Annotated in this window: 20 protein-coding genes and 1 tRNA gene; all 21 read left to right on the forward strand. The window is 66.0% G+C overall.

Going from position 1 to position 23,858, the window contains the following annotated elements; translation table 11 throughout:
* Positions 1 to 2: 2 nt before the first annotated feature.
* The 21 genes from nuoH to gyrA all read left to right on the forward strand — a co-directional run bounded on the left by nuoH (position 3) and on the right by gyrA (position 23,817).
* Complete coding sequence (gene nuoH, locus ACQVBX_RS03900) at positions 3 to 1,055, forward strand: NADH-quinone oxidoreductase subunit NuoH (RefSeq protein ID WP_431636597.1); 1,053 nt, start codon at positions 3 to 5, stop codon at positions 1,053 to 1,055.
* 8 nt (positions 1,056 to 1,063) lie between these two features.
* Positions 1,064 to 1,555, forward strand: coding sequence for an NADH-quinone oxidoreductase subunit NuoI (nuoI, locus tag ACQVBX_RS03905; protein WP_431636598.1), 492 nt, complete (start codon positions 1,064 to 1,066; stop codon positions 1,553 to 1,555).
* Between the two features lie 15 nt (positions 1,556 to 1,570).
* A complete protein-coding gene (locus tag ACQVBX_RS03910; RefSeq protein WP_431636599.1) occupies positions 1,571 to 2,215 on the forward strand; it encodes an NADH-quinone oxidoreductase subunit J in 645 nt (214 codons plus the stop codon).
* The gene (gene nuoK, locus ACQVBX_RS03915) at positions 2,215 to 2,520 is read left to right on the forward strand and encodes an NADH-quinone oxidoreductase subunit NuoK (RefSeq protein ID WP_017462246.1); all 306 of its coding nucleotides are present in this window, start codon (positions 2,215 to 2,217) and stop codon (positions 2,518 to 2,520) included. Before ACQVBX_RS03910 ends, nuoK begins: the two co-directional genes overlap by 1 nt.
* Before the next feature lie 4 nt (positions 2,521 to 2,524).
* Positions 2,525 to 4,576, forward strand: coding sequence for an NADH-quinone oxidoreductase subunit L (gene nuoL / locus ACQVBX_RS03920; protein WP_431636600.1), 2,052 nt, complete (start codon positions 2,525 to 2,527; stop codon positions 4,574 to 4,576).
* A gap of 15 nt (positions 4,577 to 4,591) precedes the next feature.
* Positions 4,592 to 6,100, forward strand: a complete 1,509-nt coding sequence (locus ACQVBX_RS03925) for an NADH-quinone oxidoreductase subunit M (protein WP_431636601.1) — start codon at positions 4,592 to 4,594, stop codon at positions 6,098 to 6,100.
* Between the two features lie 12 nt (positions 6,101 to 6,112).
* Positions 6,113 to 7,567, forward strand: a complete 1,455-nt coding sequence (gene nuoN, locus ACQVBX_RS03930) for an NADH-quinone oxidoreductase subunit NuoN (RefSeq protein WP_431636602.1) — start codon at positions 6,113 to 6,115, stop codon at positions 7,565 to 7,567.
* Between the two features lie 76 nt (positions 7,568 to 7,643).
* Positions 7,644 to 7,720, forward strand: a tRNA-Met gene (locus tag ACQVBX_RS03935).
* Positions 7,721 to 7,922: 202 nt separating this feature from the next.
* Positions 7,923 to 8,450: a ribosome maturation factor RimP gene (gene rimP, locus ACQVBX_RS03940; RefSeq protein WP_431636603.1), complete on the forward strand. Its 528-nt coding sequence runs from the start codon at positions 7,923 to 7,925 to the stop codon at positions 8,448 to 8,450.
* Positions 8,451 to 8,503: 53 nt separating this feature from the next.
* A complete protein-coding gene (gene nusA, locus ACQVBX_RS03945; protein WP_431636604.1) occupies positions 8,504 to 10,009 on the forward strand; it encodes a transcription termination factor NusA in 1,506 nt (501 codons plus the stop codon).
* 128 nt (positions 10,010 to 10,137) lie between these two features.
* Positions 10,138 to 12,906, forward strand: coding sequence for a translation initiation factor IF-2 (infB, locus tag ACQVBX_RS03950; protein WP_431636605.1), 2,769 nt, complete (start codon positions 10,138 to 10,140; stop codon positions 12,904 to 12,906).
* 151 nt (positions 12,907 to 13,057) lie between these two features.
* Positions 13,058 to 13,453, forward strand: coding sequence for a 30S ribosome-binding factor RbfA (gene rbfA, locus ACQVBX_RS03955; RefSeq protein WP_431636606.1), 396 nt, complete (start codon positions 13,058 to 13,060; stop codon positions 13,451 to 13,453).
* Positions 13,453 to 14,385: a tRNA pseudouridine(55) synthase TruB gene (gene truB, locus ACQVBX_RS03960; protein WP_431636607.1), complete on the forward strand. Its 933-nt coding sequence runs from the start codon at positions 13,453 to 13,455 to the stop codon at positions 14,383 to 14,385. Before rbfA ends, truB begins: the two co-directional genes overlap by 1 nt.
* Before the next feature lie 175 nt (positions 14,386 to 14,560).
* On the forward strand, positions 14,561 to 14,830 hold the full coding sequence (gene rpsO, locus ACQVBX_RS03965) for a 30S ribosomal protein S15 (protein ID WP_404633265.1): 270 nt from the start codon (positions 14,561 to 14,563) through the stop codon (positions 14,828 to 14,830).
* Between the two features lie 21 nt (positions 14,831 to 14,851).
* The gene (pnp, locus tag ACQVBX_RS03970) at positions 14,852 to 16,957 is read left to right on the forward strand and encodes a polyribonucleotide nucleotidyltransferase (RefSeq protein WP_431636608.1); all 2,106 of its coding nucleotides are present in this window, start codon (positions 14,852 to 14,854) and stop codon (positions 16,955 to 16,957) included.
* A gap of 113 nt (positions 16,958 to 17,070) precedes the next feature.
* Positions 17,071 to 18,279, forward strand: a complete 1,209-nt coding sequence (locus ACQVBX_RS03975) for a poly(R)-hydroxyalkanoic acid synthase subunit PhaE (RefSeq protein ID WP_431636609.1) — start codon at positions 17,071 to 17,073, stop codon at positions 18,277 to 18,279.
* Positions 18,280 to 18,288: 9 nt separating this feature from the next.
* Positions 18,289 to 19,353, forward strand: coding sequence for a class III poly(R)-hydroxyalkanoic acid synthase subunit PhaC (locus ACQVBX_RS03980; RefSeq protein WP_431636610.1), 1,065 nt, complete (start codon positions 18,289 to 18,291; stop codon positions 19,351 to 19,353).
* A 19-nt stretch (positions 19,354 to 19,372) separates the two neighbouring features.
* The gene (locus ACQVBX_RS03985; RefSeq protein WP_431636611.1) at positions 19,373 to 19,564 is read left to right on the forward strand and encodes a PspC domain-containing protein; all 192 of its coding nucleotides are present in this window, start codon (positions 19,373 to 19,375) and stop codon (positions 19,562 to 19,564) included.
* Between the two features lie 80 nt (positions 19,565 to 19,644).
* Complete coding sequence (gene mtnA / locus ACQVBX_RS03990) at positions 19,645 to 20,658, forward strand: S-methyl-5-thioribose-1-phosphate isomerase (RefSeq protein WP_431636612.1); 1,014 nt, start codon at positions 19,645 to 19,647, stop codon at positions 20,656 to 20,658.
* Complete coding sequence (locus tag ACQVBX_RS03995; RefSeq protein WP_431636613.1) at positions 20,655 to 21,065, forward strand: GtrA family protein; 411 nt, start codon at positions 20,655 to 20,657, stop codon at positions 21,063 to 21,065. Before mtnA ends, ACQVBX_RS03995 begins: the two co-directional genes overlap by 4 nt.
* 139 nt (positions 21,066 to 21,204) lie before the next feature.
* Positions 21,205 to 23,817, forward strand: a complete 2,613-nt coding sequence (gene gyrA, locus ACQVBX_RS04000) for a DNA gyrase subunit A (protein WP_431636614.1) — start codon at positions 21,205 to 21,207, stop codon at positions 23,815 to 23,817.
* Positions 23,818 to 23,858: the final 41 nt, after the last annotated feature.

Consider the following 23,858-nt stretch of genomic DNA (forward strand, 5'->3'; position numbering starts at 1 on the left):
CCATGGGCGATCAGATCCTCAACCAGCTCGTCTGGCCGGTCATCTACATCCTGTGCATCGCGGTGCCGCTGATCCTGGCGGTGGCCATGTTCGTGTACTGGGAGCGCAAGGTCATCGGCTGGATGCACGTGCGCATGGGGCCGAACAAGATCGGTCCGCTGGGCCTGCTGCAGGCCTTCGCCGACGTGGTCAAGCTGCTGATCAAGGAAGTGATCCTTCCGACCAACGCCAACAAGTTCCTGTACTACCTGGCGCCGATGCTGGCGCTGGTGCCGGCGATGGCGGCGTGGTCGGTGATCCCGTTCGGCGAAAAAATGGTGCTGGCCAACGTCAACGCGGGCCTGCTGTATCTGCTGGCGATGACCTCGCTGGGCGTGTACGGCATCATCCTGGCCGGCTGGGCGTCCAACTCGCGCTATGCGTTGCTGGGCGCGATGCGCTCGGCCGCGCAGGTGATCTCCTACGAACTGGCGATGGGCCTGTGCCTGGTCTGCGTGCTGGTGCTGGCCGGCTCGCTCAACCTGACCGACATCGTGCACGCGCAGTCCGGTCCGAAGGGCATGGGCGAGTGGTTCATGTGGCCGCTGCTGCCGGTGTTCATCATCTACTTCATCTCCGGTGTGGCCGAGACCAACCGTGCTCCGTTCGACGTGGCCGAGGGCGAGTCGGAAATCGTCGCCGGCTTCCACGTGGAGTATTCCGGCTCGGCGTTCGCGATCTTCTTCCTGGCCGAGTACGCCAACATGATCCTGGTGAGCTTCCTCGCCTCGATCCTGTTCATGGGCGGCTGGCTGAGCCCGCTGCAGGGCGTGATCACCGCGGACGTGTCGCCCTGGGTCAACTGGATCTGGAATGGCGGCTTCATCTGGCTATTCATCAAGGCCTTCCTGTTCGCGTTCTTCTTCCTCTGGTTCCGCGCCAGCTTCCCGCGTTACCGCTATGACCAGATCATGCGGCTGGGCTGGAAGGTGTTCATTCCTATCACCATCGTGTGGGTCCTCGTTGCCGGCTGCATGAAGTATTTCGGCTGGGTCACCATCGGCACGGGGGTCTGAAGAAAGCCATGTCCCGCATTACCCACTATTTCAAGAGCCTGCTGCTCATCGAGCTGCTCAAGGGCATGGGCCTGACCATGCGCTACATGTTCAAGCCCAAGTACACGATGCGCTACCCGATGGAGCACATCCCCAAGTCAAACCGCTTCCGCGGCCTGCATGCGCTGCGCCGCTATCCGAACGGCGAGGAGCGCTGCATCGCGTGCAAGCTGTGCGAGGCGGTGTGCCCGGCGCTGGCGATCACCATCGATTCGGCGCCGCGCGCCAGCGACGGCCAGCGCCGCACCACGCGCTACGACATCGACCTGTTCAAGTGCATCTTCTGCGGCTTTTGCGAAGAGAGCTGCCCGGTCGATTCGATCGTGGAGACCTCGATTCACGAGTACCACTTCGAGCAGCGTGGCGAGAACGTGGTGACCAAGCCGCAGTTGCTGGCCATCGGTGATCGCTTCGAGGCCGACATCGCCGGCGCCCGCGCGCAAGACGCGGCTTACCGCTGAGGGCAGGGGACACTCATGATCAATCCACAGTTGTTCCAGCTCATCTGCTTCTACGCCTTCGCGACCGTGACGGTCGCCTCGGCGCTGGCGGTGATCACCCTGCGCAACTCGGTGCATGCCGTGCTCGCGCTGGTGCTCACCTTTTTCAGTTCCGCCTGCATCTGGCTGCTGGCCGAGGCCGAGTTCCTGGCCATCGCGCTGATCGTGGTCTACGTCGGCGCGGTGATGGTGCTGTTCCTGTTCGTGGTGATGATGCTCGACATCGACCAAGAGAAGATGCGCGAGGGCTTCGTCAAGTTCCTGCCGGTGGGCCTGATCGTGGCGCTGGTGATGCTCGGCGAGATGCTGGCCCTGATCGGCGTGCGTGCGATGCACGCCACGGTGCTGGGCGAGAATCCCGCCACGGCCGCCGGCCTTTCCAATACGGCTTGGCTGGGCCATGCGCTTTACACCGATTACCTGCTGCCGTTCGAGATCGCAGCGCTGATCCTGACCGTGGGCGTGGTGGCGGCGGTGGCGTTGACGCTGCGTCATCGCGGCGGTGCGCGCTACCAGAGCGCCAGCCAGCAGGTGGCGGTGAAGGCGAGCGATCGCGTGCGCATCGTCAAGATGGCCGCCGATACGTCCTACGACCAGCCGTCCGCCGAGGAGACCAAGTGATGCTCACGCTCTCGCACTACATCGTGCTCGGCGCGGTGCTGTTCTGCATCTCCGTGGCCGGCCTGTTCATCAACCGCAAGAACGTCATCGTGCTGCTGATGGCGATCGAGTTGATGCTGCTGGCGGTGAACATGAACTTCGTGGCGTTCTCGCGCTTCCTGGGCGACGTGTCCGGTCAGGTGTTCGTGTTCTTCATTCTTACCGTGGCCGCGGCGGAATCCGCGATCGGCCTGGCGATCCTGGTGCTGCTGTTCCGCAACCGCAGCACGATCAACGTCGCCGAAATCGACAGCATGAAGGGCTGAGCGGATGGAACTTTCGACTTCGATTCTGCTCACCATCGCCCTGGCACCGCTGGTCGGCTGCCTGCTGGCGGGGTTCTTCGGCAAGTTCATCGGCCGGGCCGGCGCGCACAGCGTGACGATCCTCGGTCTGCTGGTCGCCTGCGGCCTGTCGTTCTACGTGCTGTACCAGATCACTGCGGGCGGCGCGCCGGTCTACAACCACAACCTGTACACCTGGTTCGAGATCGGCAAGTTCGGCGCCAGCGTCGGTTTCCTGGTCGATCGTCTCACCGCGATGATGATGGTGGTGGTGACCTTCGTGTCGCTGCTGGTGCACGTCTACACGATCGGCTACATGGCCGAGGATCCAGGTTACCAACGCTTCTTCAGCTACATCTCGCTGTTCACCTTTTCGATGTTGATGCTCGTGATGAGCAACAACTTCATGCAGTTGTTCTTCGGCTGGGAGGCAGTGGGCCTGGTGTCGTACCTGCTGATCGGCTTCTGGTACAAGCGCCCGACGGCGATCTTCGCCAACCTCAAGGCGTTCCTGGTCAACCGCGTGGGCGACTTCGGCTTCCTGCTGGGCATTGCCGCGGTGCTGTATTTCCTGGGCACCATGGATTACGCCACGGTGTTCGCCAACGCGCCGAGCCTGGTGGGCAAGACGCTGCAGATCACCCAGAACCATGCGTGGGATGCCGCCACGGTGATCTGCGTGCTGTTGTTCATCGGTGCGATGGGCAAGTCGGCCCAGGTGCCGCTGCACGTGTGGCTGCCCGACTCGATGGAAGGCCCGACCCCGATCTCCGCGCTGATCCATGCGGCGACGATGGTGACCGCCGGTATCTTCATGGTGGCGCGCATGTCGCCGCTGTATGAGCTGTCCAGCTCGGCGCTGAGCTTCGTGATGGTGATCGGCGCCACCGGCGCCCTGTTCACCGGCCTGATTGGCATCGTGCAGAACGACATCAAGCGCGTGGTGGCGTACTCGACGCTGTCGCAGCTGGGCTACATGACGGTGGCGCTGGGCGTGTCGGCCTACTCGGGCGCAGTGTTCCACCTGATGACCCACGCCTTCTTCAAGGCGCTGCTGTTCCTCGGCGCGGGCTCGGTGATCATCGCCATGCACCACGAGCAGGACATGCGCTACATGGGCGGCCTGCGCAAGTACATGCCGATCACCTGGATCACCATGTGGATCGGCTCGCTGGCGCTGTGCGGCGTGCCGTTCTTTGCCGGTTTCTACTCGAAGGACGCGATCATTGAGGCAGTGGGCGAATCGCATCGCTGGGGTTCGGGCTACGCGTACTTCTGCGTGATGGCCGGTGCCTTCGTCACGGCGCTGTACACGTTCCGCCAGATGTATCTCACCTTCCACGGCAAGGAGCGCTTCGTGGTGGTCGGGCATGGTCATGCCGCGCACCACGATGCCGACCCGCACCACGTGCACTCGGACGATCCGCACCATGAGCACAAGCCGGGCGAGCTGGAACACGCGCCGCACGAGTCGCCCTGGGTGGTGACCCTGCCGCTGGTGTTGCTGGCGATCCCGTCGCTGCTGGTGGGCTTCTTCACGGTGGGGCCGATGCTGTTCGGCGACTGGTTCGGCCAGGCGATCCATGTGGAAGAGGCCAACAACGTACTGGGCGTGCTGTCTGGAGAGTTCCACGGCGCAGCGGCGATGGCGCTGCACGGGTTCACCCAGTGGCCGTTCTTCCTGGTGCTGGCCGCGTTTGCCATCCAGACCTACATCTACCTGTTCAACCCGGCGCTGGCCGGCCGGATCAAGGGCGCGCTCAAGCCACTGTGGACCGTGCTGGACCGCAAGTACTGGGTGGACGACGTGTACTTCGCGATCTTCGCCCGCGGCGGCGTGAAGCTCGGCCGCCTGTTCTGGAAGGCCGGCGACGCGGCGGTGATCGACGGCGCGCTGGTGAACGGCTCGGCCAACCTGGTGCAGAAGATCGCCGGCGGGGTCCGCCGCCTGCAGTCCGGCTACCTCTACCACTACGCCTTCGCGATGATTCTCGGCCTCATCCTGCTGCTTGGCGGGTTCTGGCTGGGCGGGCACTAAAGGGAATCCAGCTCCATGTTCAATCACCTGCTCAGCCTGCTGATCTGGCTTCCCGTCGTTGGTGCCGTGCCGGTGCTGCTGGCCGGCTCGGGTCGTCCCGGCCTGGCCCGCTGGCTCGCCCTGCTGGTCGCCGTGCTCACCTTCGTGGTCAGCCTGTTCCTGCTGCCCCAGTACAACGCCGCCGATGCGGCGATGCAGCTGGGTGAAGATCACCTGTGGATCGCCTCGCTCGGCGTGCACTACGGCCTGGCCGTGGACGGCATCTCGGTGGCGCTGATCCTGCTCACCACGTTCGTCAGCATCCTGGTGATCGTGGGCGCATGGGAAGTGATCCAGGACAAACCACACCAGTACATGGCCGCCATGCTGGTGCTCGAGGGCCTGATGATCGGCGTGTTCTGCGCCACCGACGCGCTGCTGTTCTACGTGTTCTTCGAGGCCATGCTGATCCCGATGTTCATCCTGATCGGCATCTGGGGTGGCCCGCGGCGCGTCTACGCGACGATCAAGTTCTTCATCTACACGTTCCTCGGTTCGATCTTCATGCTGGTCGGCCTGATCTACCTGTACCTCAAGGCCGGTACGTTCGACCTGCACACGCTGGCGGCACTGCCGCTGACCATGAAGGAGCAGAGCTGGCTGTTCTTCGCCTTCTTGCTGGCCTTTGCGGTGAAGGTGCCGATGGTGCCGGTGCACACCTGGCTGCCCGACGCCCACGTGGAGGCGCCGACTGGCGGCTCGGTGGTGCTGGCGGCGGTGATGCTGAAGATCGGCGGATACGGCTTCCTGCGCTTCTCGCTGCCGATCACGCCGGATGCCGCGGCACACTTCGCCCCGCTGGTGATCGTGCTGAGCCTGATTGCCGTGGTCTACATCGGTTACGTCGCGCTGGTACAAGACGACATGAAGAAGCTGGTGGCCTATTCGTCGGTGGCCCACATGGGCTTCGTGACGCTGGGCATCTTCATCGCCTTCATGCTGGTGCGCGACGCCAGCAACTTGGATGCGGCCAAGCTCGGCATGCAGGGTGCGATGGTGCAGATGATCTCGCACGGCTTCGTCTCGGGCGCGATGTTCTCGTGCATCGGCGTGCTCTACGACCGCCTGCATACCCGCCAGATCAAGGACTACGGCGGCGTCATCAACGTGATGCCGTGGTTCGGCTTCTTCTACGTGCTGTTCGCCATGGCCAACTCCGGTCTGCCGGGCACCAGCGGTTTCGTCGGCGAGTTCATGGTGGTGCTGGCCAGCTTCTCGGCCAACCCGTGGATCGCGCTGTTCGCGGCCTTCACCCTGATCATCGGCGCGGCCTACACGCTGTGGATGGTCAAGCGCGTGCTGTGGGGCGACATCACCAATCCGCACGTGGCGGAAATGAAGGAGATCAACGGGCGCGAAACCTTCGTGCTGGTCGCCTTCGCCGCCGCGGTGCTGGCGCTGGGCATCTGGCCGCAGCCGCTGATCCACCTGATGGACAGCTCGGTGGCGCAGCTGGTCCAGCAGCTGGCCGTTCACAAGATCTGATCGGGACCGACCATGCCCACAATGAATGACATCCTGATCCTGCTGCCGGAGTTCTATCTGGTGGCGGCCGCATGCCTGCTGTTGCTGCTCGACGCGTTCATGAAGCCCGAACAGCGCCCGGTCCTGCACTGGCTGGCGATCGCCGTGCTCGCCGTGGCCATGTACATGGTGATCGGCGCCGCGCCGCCGGTGCCGCTGAGCGCCTTCCACGGCATGTTCCTGCGCGATGGCGTGGCGACCATCCTCAAGGTGTTCGCGCTGCTCACCACGATCTTGGTGTTCGTGTACTCGCGGCCCTACCTGCGCGACCGCAAGCTGTTCATCGGCGAGTTCTACACGCTGATGATCTTCGCCGTGATCGGCGTGATGCTGCTGGTGTCGGCCGGCAGCCTGGTCACCGTCTACCTGGGCCTGGAGCTGCTGTCGCTGTCGTCCTATGCGCTGGTGGCGCTCAATCGCGATGCGCCGCTCCCGTCCGAGGCAGCGATGAAGTACTTCGTGCTCGGTGCGCTGGCCTCCGGCATGCTGCTTTACGGCATGTCGATGGTGTACGGCGCCTCGGGTATGGGCGGTCAGGCCACGTTGGACCTGGCCCAGCTGCAGCACGTGATGGGCTACACCAAGGCGCCCACCTTGCTGCTGTTCGGCCTGGTGTTCATGGTGGTCGGCATCAGCTTCAAGCTGGGCGTGGCGCCGTTCCACATGTGGATTCCGGACGTCTACCAGGGTGCGCCGACGCCGATTACCACCTTCATCGCTTCGGCCTCGAAGCTGGCCGCCTTCGGCATGGCCTATCGTTTGCTGGCCGGCGGCATGGCCGACGTGGCGCACCAGTGGCAGCTGATGCTGGCCGTTCTCGCCGTGCTGTCGCTGGCGATCGGCAACCTGGTCGCGATCGTGCAGACCAACCTCAAGCGTATGCTGGCCTATTCGACCATCTCGCACATGGGCTACCTGCTGCTGGGTCTGGCGGCGGCCGGCCCGGAGGGTTACTCGGCGGCCATGTTTTATGCCATCAGCTATGCGCTGATGAGCACGGCGTCGTTCGGCGTGATCCTGGCGCTGGCTCGGGCCGGGTTCGAGTGCGAGGAGATTGACGATCTGCGCGGCCTCAACCAGCGCTCGCCCTGGCTGGCCTTCCTGATGCTGCTGGTGATGGTCTCGCTGGCCGGCGTGCCGCCGATGTTTGGCTTCTTCGCCAAGCTGCTGGTGCTGCAGGCGGCGATCCATGCCGGCATGATGTGGCTGGCGATCGTCGGCGCGGTGTTCGCCATCATCGGCCTGTACTACTACCTGCGCGTGGTCAAGGTGATGTATTTCGACAAGCCGGCCGAGGGCTCCGAGTTGCGTCTGCAGTCGGACGGCTCGGTGCGCATGGTGTTGTCGCTCAACGCGCTGGGCCTGCTTGCCCTGGGCCTTTACTGGGGCCCGCTGATCGCCTGGTGCCGCAGCGCGTTTGCCGGTTGAGGGTCGATCGGGAGCAAAAAGATCGCGACAAGGCTTGCAAGAAACCGGCCATGTCGCTATAGTCTTCGGACTCTGATGCGGGGTGGAGCAGTCTGGCAGCTCGTCGGGCTCATAACCCGAAGGTCGCAGGTTCGAATCCTGCCCCCGCTACCAGATCTTTCTTAGAACAAGAAAGCCTCCTCGTGAGGCTTTTTTGTTGGGCGCAAGGAAGCGTCGCCGAACGGCCCAAGGGGCGATATGCCCCGGCCGCAGGCCCGGAAAGGCTGGATGAGCCGGCACATCGGCGTGGTAAGGGAATGGGCCGCTTCGAGCCCTTTTTTTGTTTCTGGCGACTGGAAAAACGATCGGTACCGATATGGATACCCTGGCACTGGCACAACGTTTCAGCGAGGTTCTGGCCGATCTGCAGCTGGAATGCCTGGGCGTGGAGTTCTCCCCGTCGCAGGGGCAGAGTACCCTTCGCGTTTATCTCGACGTGCTCGACCGGTCGGGCGGGCGCGAGGTGGGTATCGACGATTGCGAAGCGGCCAGCCGCGAGCTGTCGGCGCTGCTCGACGTGGAAGATCCGGTTCCTGGCCATTACGTGCTGGAAGTGTCGTCTCCGGGCATCGACCGCCCGCTGTTCACCGCCGAGCAGTTCGCGCGCGTGCTCGGGCAGGAGGTGAAGATCCTGCTCAAGGCGCCGATCGAGGGCCGCCGCCGTCTGCGCGGCAAGCTGGCGCAGGTGCAGGGCGAGCGGATCGTGCTGGAAGCGGAAGGCAAGACATTCGAATTCGACCATGCGGACGTGGACAGCGCACGCGTGGTGCCGGACTGGGTGGCGCTCGGTTACGTGCCGCAGCCCAAGAAGGGTGGCAAGAAGCCGGCCCCCAAGGCCAACTGACACATATCCCTAGCGAGCGGCGCCGGTTTCCGGCGACCTACGGAGTGGTTGCAATGAGCAAAGAACTGTTGCTGGTGGTCGACGCGGTTGCCAATGAAAAGGGCGTGCCGCGCGAGGTCATTTTCGAGGCCATGGAGGCCGCGCTGGCGTCGGCCGCCAAGAAGCGCTACCCGGACGAGGATCCGGACATCCGCGTGGAGATCGACCGCCACTCCGGCGAGTACGAGACCTTCCGCCGCTGGGAAATCATCGCCGACGACGGCGAGATGGAGTCGCCGTATTTCCAGGTGCGCCTGATGGATGCCCTGGACGAGCGTGAAGATGCGCAGGTCGGCGAGTTCGTCGAGCAGCAGATCGAGAACGCCGAGTTCGGCCGCATTGCGGCGCAGGCGGCCAAGCAGGTGATCGTGCAGCGCGTGCGCGAAGCCGAGCGCCAGCAGGTGGTCGATGCGTTCCGTGACCGCGTGGGCGAGCTGGTGGTGGGTATCGTCAAGCGCGTCGAGCGCGGCAACATCTACCTGGACCTGGGCAGCAATGCCGAGGCCTTCATTCCGCGCGACAAGACGATTCCGCGCGAGTCGCACCGCGTGGGCGACCGCGTGCGCGGCTACCTTTACGAAGTGAAGTCCGAAGTCCGCGGGCCGCAGCTGTTCGTGTCGCGCGCCGCACCGGAGTTCATGATCGAGCTGTTCAAGCTCGAGGTGCCGGAAGTCGGCCAGGGTCTGGTCGAGATCAAGGGCTGCGCCCGCGATCCGGGCGATCGCGCCAAGATCGCCGTGCTCGCCCACGACACCCGCACCGATCCGATCGGCGCGTGCATCGGCATGCGCGGTTCGCGCGTGCAGGCGGTGTCCAACGAGCTCAACGGCGAGCGCGTGGACATCATCCTGTGGCACGAGAACCAGGCGCAGTTCGTCATCAACGCGATGGCGCCGGCCGAAGTGCAGTCGATCATCATGGACGAGGAAAAGCACTCGATGGACATCGCGGTGGCCGAGGACAAGCTGTCCCAGGCGATCGGCCGCGGTGGCCAGAACGTGCGCCTGGCCAGCAAGCTCACCGGCTGGCAGCTCAACGTGATGACGCAGGACCAGGTCACCGCCAAGAGCGAGGCCGAGCAGAAGGCGGCGCTGGCGCTGTTCATGGACAAGCTCGAGGTGGACGAGGAAATCGCCAACATCCTCGTGCAGGAAGGCTTCTCCAGCGTCGAGGAAATCGCCTACGTGCCCAGCGCCGAGCTGCTGGCAGTGGAGGGCTTCGACGAGGACATCGTTGAGGAACTGCGCGCCCGTGCCCGCGATGCGCTGCTTACCGAGGCGCTGGCGGTGGAAGAGGGTATCGACGAGCACCAGCCCTCCGAGGAGCTGCTGGCGATCGAGGGCATGGACGAGGCCACCGCGTATGCGTTGGCGGCCCGTGAAATCAGCACGGTGGACGATCTGGCCGACCTCGCGGTCGACGACCTGATCGATATCGAAGGCATGGATGAAGAGCGCGCTGCCGCGCTGATCATGGCTGCACGTGCGCCGATGATCGCGCGACTGGAGAAAGGCGGCTAACCGCGAGCGGACGCGCCTTCGGAAGGGCGCGCCGGGGAGAGCTTCAAGGCTCTCCACCAGGGATGGAGGTGGACGTGCAGGCGAGGCCGCACGGACGATAGGCGCGGGAACGGCGGAGAAAGAACACGATGTCGGATGTCACGATCAAACAACTCGCCAAGGTACTTGGCATGCCGGTGGACAAGCTGCTCGGGCAGCTTGGCGAGGCAGGCATGAAATTCTCCGACCCGGAGCAGGTCATCAGCAGCACCGAAAAGGTGAAGCTGCTGGGCTTTCTGCGTCGCACCCACGGCAAGAACGAGGCTGCGCCGGAAGTCGATGACTCCGCGCCGCGCCAGATCACGCTCAAGCGCCGCAAGGTCAGCGAGCTCAAGGTCGCCACGCCCGGTGGGCGCGGTGCGCCGTCCAGTGCCAAGACGGTGAACGTCGAGGTGCGCGCCAAGCGGACCTATGTGAAGCGCAGCGTCATCGCCGAAGAGGCCGGTGTCGACAGCGAGCGCGAGGAGGCCGTGCGCAAGCTCGCCGAGTCGCAGCAGCAGCGCGAGCACGAGGAGCGCGAGCGCCTCGAGGCAGAGCGCCGTCGCGAGGAAGAGGCGCGCCAGCGCGCCGCCGAGGAACAGCATGCCGCCGACGAGGCAAAGCGTGCGGCCGAGGCTGCCGCCGCGCAGGCCGCCGAAGTCGAAGCGCCGGCCGCCGCCGAGGCGCCGGTCAGCCAGGGGCCGGATGAGCCCGCGCCGGCCCCGGAGCCGGCGCCGGCCGCTCCGTCCACTGGCGGCAGCACCGATCACAGCGCGTTCGGCATGATCGTGCCGCGCATCCATGAGCCGCGTCGCCGCGAGAAGAAGGTCGTGGTGGCCGCCGCACCGGCGCCCGCACCGGCTCCGGCTCCTGCTGCGGCGCCGGCCAGTGGCGATGCGGGCAGCCGCAACGCCAAGGCCAAGCACGGTCGCGACCGCGACGATGCGCCGGGTGGCAAGCGTTTCGCGGGCGGCGAGCTGCATCTGTCCGATGCCGATCGTGCCCGTCGCTCCAGCAAGCGTGGCAAGCCCGGGCGCGGTGGTCGTGACGCGGTGCGTGGCGGTGCTTCCGCCGCCTCGTCCGGCGGCCCGCACGGCTTCACCCGTCCTACCGCCGCGGTGGTGCGCGAGGTGGTGGTGGGCGACGCCAACGTCGTCGCCGACCTGGCGCAGAAGATGGCGGTCAAGGGTTCGGAGGTGGTCAAGGCGCTCTTCAAGATGGGCGTGATGGCCACGATCAACCAGACCATCGACCACGACACCGCGGTGCTGGTGGTCGAGGAGCTGGGCCACACCCCGGTGGCCGAGAGCAAGAACGACGCCGAGGCGGCGCTGGCTGCGCACACCCAGAATGCCGAGCTGGAAGGCGAGAAGAGCACGCGCCCGCCGGTGGTCACCATCATGGGCCACGTCGATCACGGCAAGACCTCGCTGCTGGATTACATCCGCCGCACCAAGGTCGCGTCGGGCGAGGCCGGTGGCATTACCCAGCACATCGGTGCGTACCACGTGGAAACGCCCAAGGGCGTCATCACCTTCCTCGATACTCCGGGCCATGCCGCGTTCACTTCGATGCGTGCCCGCGGTGCGCAGTCGACCGACATCGTGGTGCTGGTGGTGGCGGCGGACGACGGCGTCATGCCGCAGACCAAGGAAGCCGTGGAGCACGCGCGCGCCGCCAAGGTGCCGCTGATCGTGGCGGTCAACAAGATGGACAAGTCCGACGCCAACCCGGACCACGTCAAGCAGGGCCTGGGCAACCTGGAAGTGATTCCGGAAGAGTGGGGCGGCGACACGCCGTTCGTGCCGGTGTCGGCCAAGACCGGCATGGGCATCGACGACCTGCTCGATGCGATCTCGGTGCAGGCCGAGGTGATGGAGCTGAAGGCGGTCAAGGACGGCGCGGCTTCCGGTGTGGTGATCGAGTCCAGCCTGGATCGCGGTCGCGGTCCGGTGGCGACGGTGCTGGTGCAGCAGGGCACGCTCAAGCGCGGCGACTTTGTGGTTTGCGGCGTGGAATTCGGCCGCATGCGCGCGCTGGTCGACGAGACCGGCAGGACCGTGCAGGAGGCCGGCCCGTCGATTCCGGTGCAGGTGCTGGGTCTGTCCGGCGTGCCGGAATCGGGCGACGACTTCGTGGTGGTGGCCGACGAGCGCCTGGCGCGCGAGGTGGCCGCGGAGCGTGCGCAGAAGCGCCGCGACACCCGCATGGTCTCCAAGGCCAACCGCCTCGAGGACATCATGGCGCAGATGGGCCAGGGCGACGTGCAGACGCTCAACATCCTGGTCAAGGCCGACGTGCAGGGCTCGGTGCAGGCGCTGCGCGAGTCGCTGAGCCAGATCGGCAACGAGAACGTGAAGGTCAACGTGATTTCGGCCGGCGTCGGCGGCATCACCGAGTCCGACGCGACGCTGGCCGCGGCCTCCAAGGCGTTGATCATCGGCTTCAACGTGCGTGCCGACGCCTCGGCGCGCAAGGTGATCGACACCTCCGGCCTGGACGTGCGCTACTTCTCGATCATCTACGACGTGATCGACCAGGTGAAGCAGGCCGCGTCCGGTCTGCTGGGCATGGAAGTGCGCGAGGAGATCATCGGCCTGGCGCAGGTGCGCGAGGTGTTCCGCAGCTCCAAGTTCGGCGCGGTGGCCGGCTGCATGGTCACCGAGGGCTCGGTCAAGCGCTCCAAGCCGATCCGCGTGCTGCGCGACAACACGGTGGTGTTCGAGGGCGAGCTGGAGTCGCTGCGGCGCTTCAAGGATCTGGTCGACGAAGTGCGCAACGGCATGGAGTGCGGTATCGCCGTGAAGCAGTACAACGACGTCAAGGTCGGTGACCAGATCGAGTGCTTCGAGCGCATCGAGGTGGCCCGCACGCTGTAACGGCACGCCGGTGCGGTTCGCCTTCGGGCGAATCCCCGTCGCCCGCTCCGGAGCCCGGGCAGTCTCTGTCCGGGCTTCTTGTTTCTGGTTTGCTTCGACGTGGCCGTCATGCGCACGTCCTTCGCCGGCAAGGCGATTCCAAGGAGGCCTCATGCCCTCACGCGATTTCAAACGCACCGACCGTGTTGGCGCCGAGCTGCGCCGCGAGCTCGGATTGCTGGTGCACGCCGCGGTGCGCGATCACGCGCTGCCGTCGGTGAGCGTGTCCGATGTGGAAATCACCCGCGACATGGACTGGGCGACGGTGTGGATCACCGCGCTGCAGGCCGATCAGGCGCCGACGGCGCTGAAGGCGCTGAAGGATCTCACCGGCGAATTCCGCCGTTCGCTCGCCCGCGGCATGCGGCTGCGCCGGGTGCCCGAGCTGCGTTTCAAGTACGACGATTCGGTGGACAAGGGCGAGCGCATCGAAACCCTGCTGCGCCAGGATCCACCGCCCGCAGCCGCCGTCGACCCGACCGACCAAGACGAGCCCGCTGAGGACTGATGGGGCGTATCGTTTTCCGGGACCTGCACGGGCTGGTCCTGCTCGACAAGCCGCTGGGCCTGAGCTCCAACCAGGCCTTGCAGGCGGTGCGCCGGCTGTTCCGGGCCGCCAAGGGCGGGCATACCGGCGCGCTTGATCCGTTGGCTACGGGGTTGCTGCCACTGTGCTTCGGCGAGGCGACGAAGCTGGCCGGCCACCTGCTGGGCTCACGCAAGGCCTACGCGGCCACCTGCCAGCTGGGTGTCATCACGACCACCGGCGACCGGGAAGGCGAGGTGGTGAGCCGGCGTGCCGTGCCGTCACTGGACACGGCACGCATCGAGGCCGCGCTGGCCCCGCTGCGTGGGCACATCCGCCAGGTGCCGCCGGCCTATTCGGCGATCAAGCAGGGCGGCGAGCCGCTGTATCTGAAAGCCCGGCGCGGCGAGGCGGTCGAGGTGCCCGCCCGCGAGGTGGAGATTCACCGGCTCGAGCTCACCGGTCGGGCGGGCGACGAATTGCAGCTGGAGGTCGAGTGCGGTTCGGGCACCTACATCCGTAGCCTAGCGGTGGATCTGGGCGAAGCCCTAGGTTGTGGCGCGCACCTGGTGTCGCTGCGGCGCCTGTGGGTGGAGCCGTTCCGCGATCCGGCCATGGTCACCCTGGCCCAGGTCGAGGCGGCCGCGGCGGAAGGGGATGAAGCATTGCTGGCGTTGATGCGCCCGGTCGCCGAGGGCCTGGCCCATCTGCCGGCCGTGCATCTGGATCCGACCCAGAGCCAGGCCGTGGCGCAGGGGCGGCGCGTGGCGGTCGAATCCGCGCAGACGCCCGTCGGACCGTGTGCAGTGTTTGCCGCCGATGGCGCCCTGCTGGCCCTGGGGGAGCGCGATGCACAGGGCCAGTTGCGTGTGGTGCGGGGTTTCAACCTGCCGCCGCCGGCTCGGGCGCCATGAGCCCGCTGCGGGCATCCAGGTGACGCCCGGATGACGGTCTTGTTGTGGCGCAGCTCCCGTCGCTACAATAAGGAGCTTGATTTACCCGTTTCATTCAACCAGTCGAAGCTTGCGCAACGTCATCGCGCGGTGACGTTGCGCAAGCTTCGCATTCGCTTTTAAGGAAGAGATACCCATGTCCCTCACCGCAGAACAGACCGGCAAGATCATTGCTGATTTCGGCCGCGTGCCGAACGACACCGGTTCGCCGGAAGTGCAGGTTGCCCTGCTTTCCGCCCGCATCGACCACCTCACCGGCCACTTCAAGACCCACAAGCAGGATCACCACTCGCGTCGTGGTCTGCTGCAGCTGGTCAACCGCCGCAAGAGCCTGCTCGCCTACCTGAAGGATCGCGACCTGGCCCGTTATCAGAGCCTGATCGAGCGCCTCGGCCTGCGCCGCTAATCCGACAAGGACACATATCACGTGGCGAAAGTAACCAAGTCATTCCAGTACGGTAATCACGAAGTCACACTGGAGACGGGCGAAATCGCCCGGCAGGCATCCGGTGCAGTCATGGTCAGCATGGGCGGCACGGTGGTGCTGGTCACTGCAGTGGCCGCGGCCAAGCCGCGCGAGGGGCAGGATTTCTTCCCGCTCACCGTCGACTACGTGGAAAAGTTCTACTCGGCCGGTCGCATTCCCGGCGGCTTCTTCAAGCGTGAAGGCCGTCCGACCGAGAAGGAAACGCTGACCTCGCGCCTGATCGATCGTCCGGTGCGTCCGCTGTTCCCGGAAGACTTCAAGAACGAAGTACAGGTGATCGCCCAGGTCGTCTCGCTCAATCCCGAGATCGACGGCGACATCCCGGCCATGCTCGGCGCCTCCGCCGCGCTGTCGCTCGCCGGCATCCCGTTCCAGGGTCCGATCGGCGCCGCCCGCGTGGGTTACGCCAACGGCAAGTACGTGCTGAACCCGACGCACACCGAGCTGAAGACCTCCGACCTCGACCTCGTCGTGGCCGGTACCTCCGGCGCCGTGCTGATGGTGGAGTCCGAGGCCAAGCTGCTGTCCGAAGACGTGATGCTCGGCGCGGTGATGTTCGGCCACCAGCAGATGCAGGTGGCGATCAACGCCATCGCCGAGCTGGCCGCCGAAGCCGCCAAGCCCTCGTGGAACTGGCAGGCGCCGGCCCGCAACGAGTCGCTGGTCGCCGCCCTCAAGGGCGCCGTGGGCGACAAGCTGGAGCAGGCCTTCCAGGTGCGTGACAAGCTGCAGCGTCGCGACGCGATCTCGGCGATCAAGGCCGACGTGATGGAGTCGCTCAAGGCGCAGGCCGAGCAGCACGGCTGGACCTCCGCCGAGCTGGGCAAGGAGTTTGCCGAGCTCGAATACCGCACCATGCGCGACAGCGTGCTGAAGACCAAGGTGCGCATCGACGGCCGCAACCTCGACGACGTGCGCCCGATCTCGGTGCGCGTGGGCGTGCTGCCCCGCACGCACGGCTCGGCGCTGTTCACCCGCGGCGAGACCCAGGCGCTGGTCGTGGCCACGCTGGGCACCACCCGCGACGCGCAGATCATCGACGCGCCGGAAGGCGAGTCGAAGGATCCGTTCCTGTTCCACTACAACTTCCCGCCGTTCTCGGTGGGTGAGGCCGGTCGCTTTGGCGCGCCGAAGCGTCGCGAGATCGGCCACGGCCGCCTTGCCAAGCGCGGCGTGCAGGCGGTCAAGCCGAGCATCGAGGAGTTCCCGTACGTGGTGCGCGTGGTCTCGGAAATCACCGAGTCCAACGGTTCCTCGTCGATGGCTTCCGTGTGCGGTTCCTCGCTGGCCATGATGGATGCGGGCGTGCCGCTGAAGGCGCCGGTGGCCGGCATCGCCATGGGTCTGGTGAAGGAAGGCAGCGACTTCGTCGTGCTGTCGGACATCCTGGGCGACGAGGATCACCTCGGCGACATGGACTTCAAGGTGGCCGGTAGCGCCGACGGTATCTCCGCGCTGCAGATGGACATCAAGATCGACGGCATCACCGAAGAGATCATGAAGGTGGCGCTGGAACAGGCCAAGCGTGGTCGCCTGCACATCCTCGGCGAGATGGCCAAGGTGATCAGCACGGCGCGTTCGGAGATGAGCGAGTACGCGCCGCGCCTGCTCACCATCAAGATCCATCCGGACAAGATCCGCGAAGTGATCGGCAAGGGTGGCGCGACCATCCGCTCGATCACCGAGGAGACCGGCACCACCATCGACATCAGCGACGACGGCACCGTCATCATCGCCTCGGTCAACCGCCTGGCGGCCGACGAGGCGAAGAAGCGCATCGAGCAGATCGTTTCCGACGTCGAGCCGGGCCGCATCTACGAGGGCAAGGTCGCCAAGCTGATGGACTTCGGCGCGTTTGTCACGATCATGCCGGGCAAGGATGGTCTGGTGCACGTGTCGCAGATCTCCTCCGAGCGCGTCGAGAAGGTGTCCGACAAGCTCAAGGAAGGCGACATCGTCAAGGTGAAGGTGCTCGAGGTGGACAAGCAGGGCCGCATTCGCCTGTCCATGAAGGCGGTGACCGAAGACGAGGCCGCCGGCGCCTGAGTCAACGACTCGCGCTGAACGCATCGAAGGCCCGGCGGCGACGCCGGGCCTTCTTCGTTTTATCGCCACATCCATTTGCTACGATGCCTTGGATAAAGCATCCGGAGGCAGGCATGGCCGATCACGCGAGCGATTTCATCAGGCAGTCCCAGGCCATGGCCCAGCAGTCCTGGGAGCAGTGGATGCGCTACCTGCAGCAGGCCTCCACCCAGCCAGCCGCGCCGTTCGGCGGCATGGGCGCCGGATTTCCGCCCGTGGCGCCCGCGTTCGGCATGGGAGCCGCTCCGGGCGTGCCGATGAACGATGTGCTCGAGCGCAGCCTCGCCGGTATCAAGGGTTACCTCGAATGGATGCAGCGCGCCGCCAGCAGCCAGGCCGATCCGCTGGGCAGCGACTGGCAGGCCCAGATGCAGCAAATGTTCGGCAACGCCAGCCAACCCTTTGCGCAGGCATTCAGTGGTATCGACAGCACCGCCGCGCAGGGCTTCGTGCAGCAGTGGCAGGCGTGGCTGGCGGCGGCCGGGCAGGGCGGTCTGGGTGGCGCCGACTGGCATAAGGCGACGCAAATGCCTGCGTTCGGTCTGCAGCGCGAGCAGCAGGAAAAGCAGCAGGCGTTGGTGGCCGCGATGCTCGACAGCGCCGAGCAGCAGCGCCGATACCAGGCGCTGATCCTGCGCGCGAACGCGCAAGGGTTGGAACGCCTGCAGAACAAGCTGGCCGACCATGCAGAGCCCGGTCGGCAGATCGAATCGCTGAAGGCGCTGTACGACCTGTGGATCGATTCGGCCGAGGAGGCCTACGCGGAGATCGCGCTGAGCGACGAGTTCCGCGAAGTCTACGGAGCCATGGTCAACGCGCAAATGCTCGAGCGCCAGCTGATGCAGCAGCAGTTGGAAGAACTGTGCCGGCAGCTCGGCCTGCCCACGCGCAGCGAGGTCGACAGCCTGGGCAAGCGTCTGCAGGAACTGCGGCGCGAGCAGCGTGCCGCCAGCGGCAGCAGCGCGGCCAACGAACTGGCCGCCCTGCGCGCCGAGCTAGCCGCCTTGAAGAAGCAGCTTGCTGCCGGCGCGGCGTTGCCCCCCGCGGCGAACGGCAACAAGCCGGCCGCGGGAAAGACAAGCGCGAAGAAGGCAGCGGCGAAGAAATCGACGGCGAAGACATCGTCCACCAGCAAGGCAGCGCCCGCGGCGCGCCGGGGGGCGCCGGCGAAGGCTGTGAAAGCGGCAGGCCGCCGGACCAAGGCGGTCGCGTCTGCAGCCAGCAAGGCCGCCACGCCCGTCCGCCCCGGCATCCCGGCGCCGCGTCGCGCCAAGCGCAAGTAAGGAATGGCCATGTACACACCGCTGCGCATCGACCCGGCCCAGGCGCTGGCCGAGATCAACCGTTTCCAGCACAAGCTGGCCGCCGGCATGCAGAACCTGCCGAAGCTCGGCGAGCCGGAGTACGCCAACACGCCGCGCGAGCTGGTCTACAGCGAAGACAAGCTCAAGGTGTGGCACTTCACCGGCAGCCGTCCGACCGCGAAGACGCCGGTGCTGATCGTCTACGCCCTGGTCAACACGGTATGGATGACCGACCTTCAGCCTGACCGCTCGCTGGTGCGCAACCTGCTCGAGCAGGGCGAAGACGTCTACCTGATCGACTGGGGCTACCCCGACGGCGCCGATCGCTGGCTCACGCTGGACGACTACCTCAACGGCTACCTCGACCGCTGCGTCGACGCCGTGCGCCATCGCCACGGGCTCGACGCGATCAACCTGCTGGGCATCTGTCAGGGCGGCGCATTTTCGCTGTGCTACACGGCGATGCACCCGGACAAGGTGAAGAACCTGATCACCATGGTCACCCCGGTGGATTTCCACACGCCGGACAACATGCTCTCGCACTGGGTGCAGAACCTCGATGTCGACCGCTTCGTCGACGTGATGGGCAACATCCCGGCCGGGCTGATGAACTGGGTTTACCTCACGCTCAAACCGCTGCGACTGAACCAGCAGAAGTACGTGGGCCTGGTCGACATCCTCGACAACCCGGTCGAGCTGGAGAACTTCCTGCGCATGGAGAAGTGGATCTTCGATTCGCCCGACCAGGCCGGTGAGGCGTTCCGGCAGTTCATCAAGGACTTCTACCAGGGCAACAAGCTGGTCAAGCACTCGCTGGAGATCGGCGGGCGACTGGTCGACCTGGGCCTGATCCAGCAGCCGGTGCTGAACATCTACGCCGAGCAGGATCACCTGGTGCCGCCGGACGCTTCGCGCGCGCTGCGCCAGCACATCGGCACGCGCGACTACACCGAGGTGGCGTTCAAGGGCGGCCATATCGGCATCTATGTGTCCGGCCGGGCCCAGCGCGAGGTGCCGCCGGCCATCCACCAGTGGCTGCGCGCGCGCGGCTGACCAAGCGGGGATTCGAACCATGACCGAAGGCAAACGGCTCCAGCGCTCGCGGATCAACCGCACCATCGCCGGCGTGTGCGGCGGCATCGCCGAGTACTACGGCTGGGATCCCACGCTGGTGCGCGTGGCGTGGATCGTGCTGACCCTGCTGGGCGGCTCCGGCATACTGCTGTACTTGGTGATGTGGCTGGTGATGCCCGACGCGGCCTAAGCCCCTCCGCTTGATTGCCGCCTCCTGTGTCCGCCGTTGCCACCGGCGGACCATCCTTTGTTGAAGTGCGAAGAATTCCGATGGATTACGACCGTTACGACCGCGTCCGTGCCGTGCAATGGCAGGGCGATCATCTGCGACTGCTCGATCAGCGCCTGCTCCCGCGCGAAGAACGCTGGATGGATTGCCGTACGGCCGCCGACGTTACCCAGGCCATCCGCGACCTGGTGGTGCGCGGCGCGCCGGCAATCGGCATCGCTGCTGCCTGGGGCGTGGTGCTTGCTGCACAGCAGGGCGAGCCGCTGGACGCGGCACTGGCCACGCTGCGTGCGGCACGGCCGACGGCGGTCAACCTGATGTGGGCGCTGGACCGCATGAAGCAGCGCATCGCCGCCGGCGCCGATGCGGCCGCGCTGGCGGTCGAAGCCCAGGCCATCCAGGACGAGGACCTCGCCGCCAACCGGCACATGGGCGAGCTCGGTGCCTCGCTGATCGCCCCGGGCTCGGGCGTGCTGACCCACTGCAACACCGGCTCGCTGGCTACCGCCGGGTTCGGCACGGCGCTGGGGGTGATCCGCGCCGGTGTCGCCAGCGGACGCATCGGCCAGGTCTACGCCGGCGAGACGCGGCCGTGGCAGCAGGGCGCACGATTGACCATGTACGAGCTGGTGCGTGACGGCATTCCGGCCAAGCTGATCGCGGATTCGGCTGCCGCGCACCTGATGAAATCCGGTGCCGTGCAGTGGGTGATCGTGGGCGCCGACCGCATTGCGGCCAATGGCGACACCGCCAACAAGATCGGTACCTACCAGCTCGCCATCGCCGCGCGCCATCACGGCGTGAAGTTCATGGTCGCCGCGCCTTCCTCGACCGTGGACATGGCCACGCCCGACGGCGAGTCGATCGAGATCGAACTGCGCGACGCCACCGAGCTGCTCTCCACCGCCGGGCAGCGCACGGTGGTCGATGGCGCCGAAGCCTGGAATCCGGTGTTCGACGTGACGCCGGCCGAACTTATCGACGCTATCGTCACCGAGCGCGGCGTGATCGAGCGGCCCAACGCGGCCGTGATGCGGGCGGTCTTCGGCGGGTGAAGCTGCCGCGCGACATCGCGTTGTTCGCCATCGGCGGCGTGCTCGGCCTGATCATCGACGCCGCCGTGGTGCAGGCCCTGGTGGGCGTGGAGCAGTGGAACGCGTACCTCGCCCGTGTGGTGTCGTTCCTGCTGGCCGCCACGTTCACTTGGTGGTGGAATCGCCGGCACACCTTCGCGGGTCGCTCCAGCGGCCGTCCCGCACATGCCGAATGGCTGCACTGGCTGGTGCTGATGAGCGCCGGGGCTGTTGTCAACTACGGCGTGTACGCGCTGTGCCTACAGTTGTTTCCCGCCCTGCACCGGTGGCCGGCAATCGCCGCGGCGGCTGGTTCGGCGGTGGCTGCACTGGTCAATTTTTCAGCAGCGCGCGCGGTGCTTTTTCGTCACCCCAAAACACTGCGTTAAGTGACTGATTAAAAAGCACTAAATACTGTCACGTAAAGCGCTTTCGTGGTACACTCTGCGGGTTCATTTTCGGGTCGCTTGCGCACGCGCATGAGGCGCTGGCGATGCGGCCTTTTTTCGTTCACTGGGAAGCCGATTGATGGCAGAACTCGCCAAAGAAGTCATCCGCGTCAACATCGAAGACGAGATGCGCCAGAGCTACCTCGACTACGCCATGAGCGTGATCGTGGGACGCGCCCTCCCGGACGTGCGCGACGGCCTCAAGCCGGTCCATCGCCGCGTGCTGTTCGCGATGAACGAGCTGGGCAACGCCTGGAACAAGCCCTACAAGAAGTCGGCCCGCGTGGTCGGTGACGTCATCGGTAAGTACCACCCGCACGGCGACGCGTCGGTCTACGACGCCATCGTGCGCATGGCCCAGCCGTTCTCGCTGCGCTACATGCTGGTCGATGGCCAGGGCAACTTTGGCTCGGTCGACGGCGACAATGCCGCCGCCATGCGATACACCGAGGTGCGCATGTCGCGCCTCACCCACGAGCTCTTGGCCGACATCGACAAGGAAACCGTCGACTTCGGCCCGAACTATGATGAGAGCGAGCACGAGCCGCTGGTGCTGCCCACCCGCGTACCGGCGCTGCTGGTCAACGGTTCGGCCGGTATTGCGGTGGGCATGGCGACCAACATTCCGCCGCACAACCTTACCGAGGTGATCGGCGCGACGATCGCGCTGATCGACGATCCCTCGCTGGGCATCGACGATCTGATGACCTACATCCCGGGGCCGGACTTCCCGACTCACGGCATCATCAACGGCTCGGCCGGCATCGTCGAGGCGTACCGCACCGGCCGTGGCCGCATTCTGGTGCGGGCCAAGGCGGAGATCGAAACCGAGTCCAACGGCCGCGAGACGATCATCGTCCACGAGCTGCCGTACCAAGTGAACAAGGCTCGGCTGATCGAGAAGATCGCCGAGCTGGTGAAGGAAAAGAAGCTCGAGGGCATCAGCGAGCTGCGCGACGAGTCCGACAAGGACGGCATGCGCGTGGTGATCGAGATCCGTCGCGACGCGATGGCCGACGTGGTGCTCAACAACCTGTTCCAGCAGACCCAGCTGCAGGTCACCTTCGGCATCAACATGGTCGCGCTATCCGACGGCCAGCCGAAGCTGCTGAACCTCAAGGACATCCTCGAGGCCTTCATCCGCCACCGCCGCGAGGTGGTCACCCGCCGCACCATCTTCGAGCTGCGCAAGGCACGCGCCCGCGCGCACATCCTCGAAGGCCTCACCGTCGCGCTCGCCAACATCGACGAGATGATCGAGCTGATCCGCACCTCGGCTTCGCCGGCCGAGGCGCGCGAGCGCATGGTGGCGCGCAAGTGGGAGCCGGGCATGGTCGGGGCGTTGCTGTCGGCCGCCGGTGCCGATGCCTCGCGACCGGAAGACATGGATCCGCGCGACGGCTTCAAGCCGGACGGCTACCAGCTGTCCGACGTGCAGGCGCAGGAAATCCTCGCCATGCGCCTGCACCGCCTGACCGGGCTGGAGCAGGAAAAGCTGTCCGACGAGTACCGCCAGATTCTCGAGACCATCCGCGGCCTGATCGAGATCCTGGAAAACCCCGAGGTGCTGCTGAAGGTGATCCGCGAGGAGCTGGAAGCGATCAAGGCGGAGTTCGGCGACGCGCGTCGCACCGAGATCCAGGCCTCGCAGGAAGATCTCAACGTGCTCGACCTGATCGCCCCGGAAGACGTGGTGGTCACGCTCTCGCACACCGGCTACATCAAGCGCCAGCCGGCCAGCACCTACCGCGCGCAGCGCCGCGGCGGCAAGGGCCGCTCGGCCTCGGCGCTGAAGGACGAGGACGTCGTCGAGCAACTGTGGGTGGTCAACACCCACGACACGCTGCTGACCTTCTCCAGCACCGGCCGCGTCTATTGGCTCAAGGTGTACCAGATGCCCGAGGCCGGTCCGGCCGCGCGCGGCAAGCCGATCGTCAACCTGCTGCCGCTGGCCGAGGGCGAGAAGGTGCAGGCGGTGTTGCCGGTGCGTGAGTACGCCGAGGACCGCTTCGTGTTCTTCGCCACCCGCAACGGCACGGTGAAGAAGACCCCGCTGACCGAGTTCGCCTTCCAGCTGCAGAAGGGCAAGCAGGCGATCAACCTGGCCGAGGGCGATGCGCTGGTCAACGTGGCGCTCACCGATGGCAACAGCGACGTGCTGCTGTTCGCTTCCAACGGCAAGGTCAACCGCTTCGACGAGAACACCGTGCGCTCGATGGGCCGCACCGCCACCGGCGTACGCGGCATGCGTCTGGCGGACGACGCCGAGGTGGTATCGATGATCGTGGCATCCGAGGGCGACGTGCTTACCGCCACCGCACGCGGCTACGGCAAGCGCACCGCGCTGGACGAGTTCCCGAAGAAGGGCCGCGGCACCCAGGGCGTGATCGGTATCCAGTGCTCCGAGCGCAACGGTGCACTGGTCGCCGCGGTGCAGGTCACCGAGGCGCACGAGCTGATGCTGATCTCCAACCAGGGTACCCTGGTGCGCACCCGCGTCGCCGAGGTCTCCCAGCTCAGCCGCAACACCCAGGGCGTCACCCTGATCAAGCTGCCGGCCGACGAGGCACTGGTCAGCGTGGTGCGGCTGGAGGCCGACGAGGACAACGGCGAAGAGGCCGAGGCCTTGGTGCCTGAGGGCCAGCCCCCGCAGGTCGATGCCGGCACGGCGCCGGCCGGCGACGAGGCCTGATTCAGCCAGTCTACGCACCACGAAAAACCCCGGCGCAGGCC

The sequence above is a fragment of the Dyella thailandensis genome (assembly GCF_050749815.1).
Lineage (GTDB): Bacteria > Pseudomonadota > Gammaproteobacteria > Xanthomonadales > Rhodanobacteraceae > Dyella_A.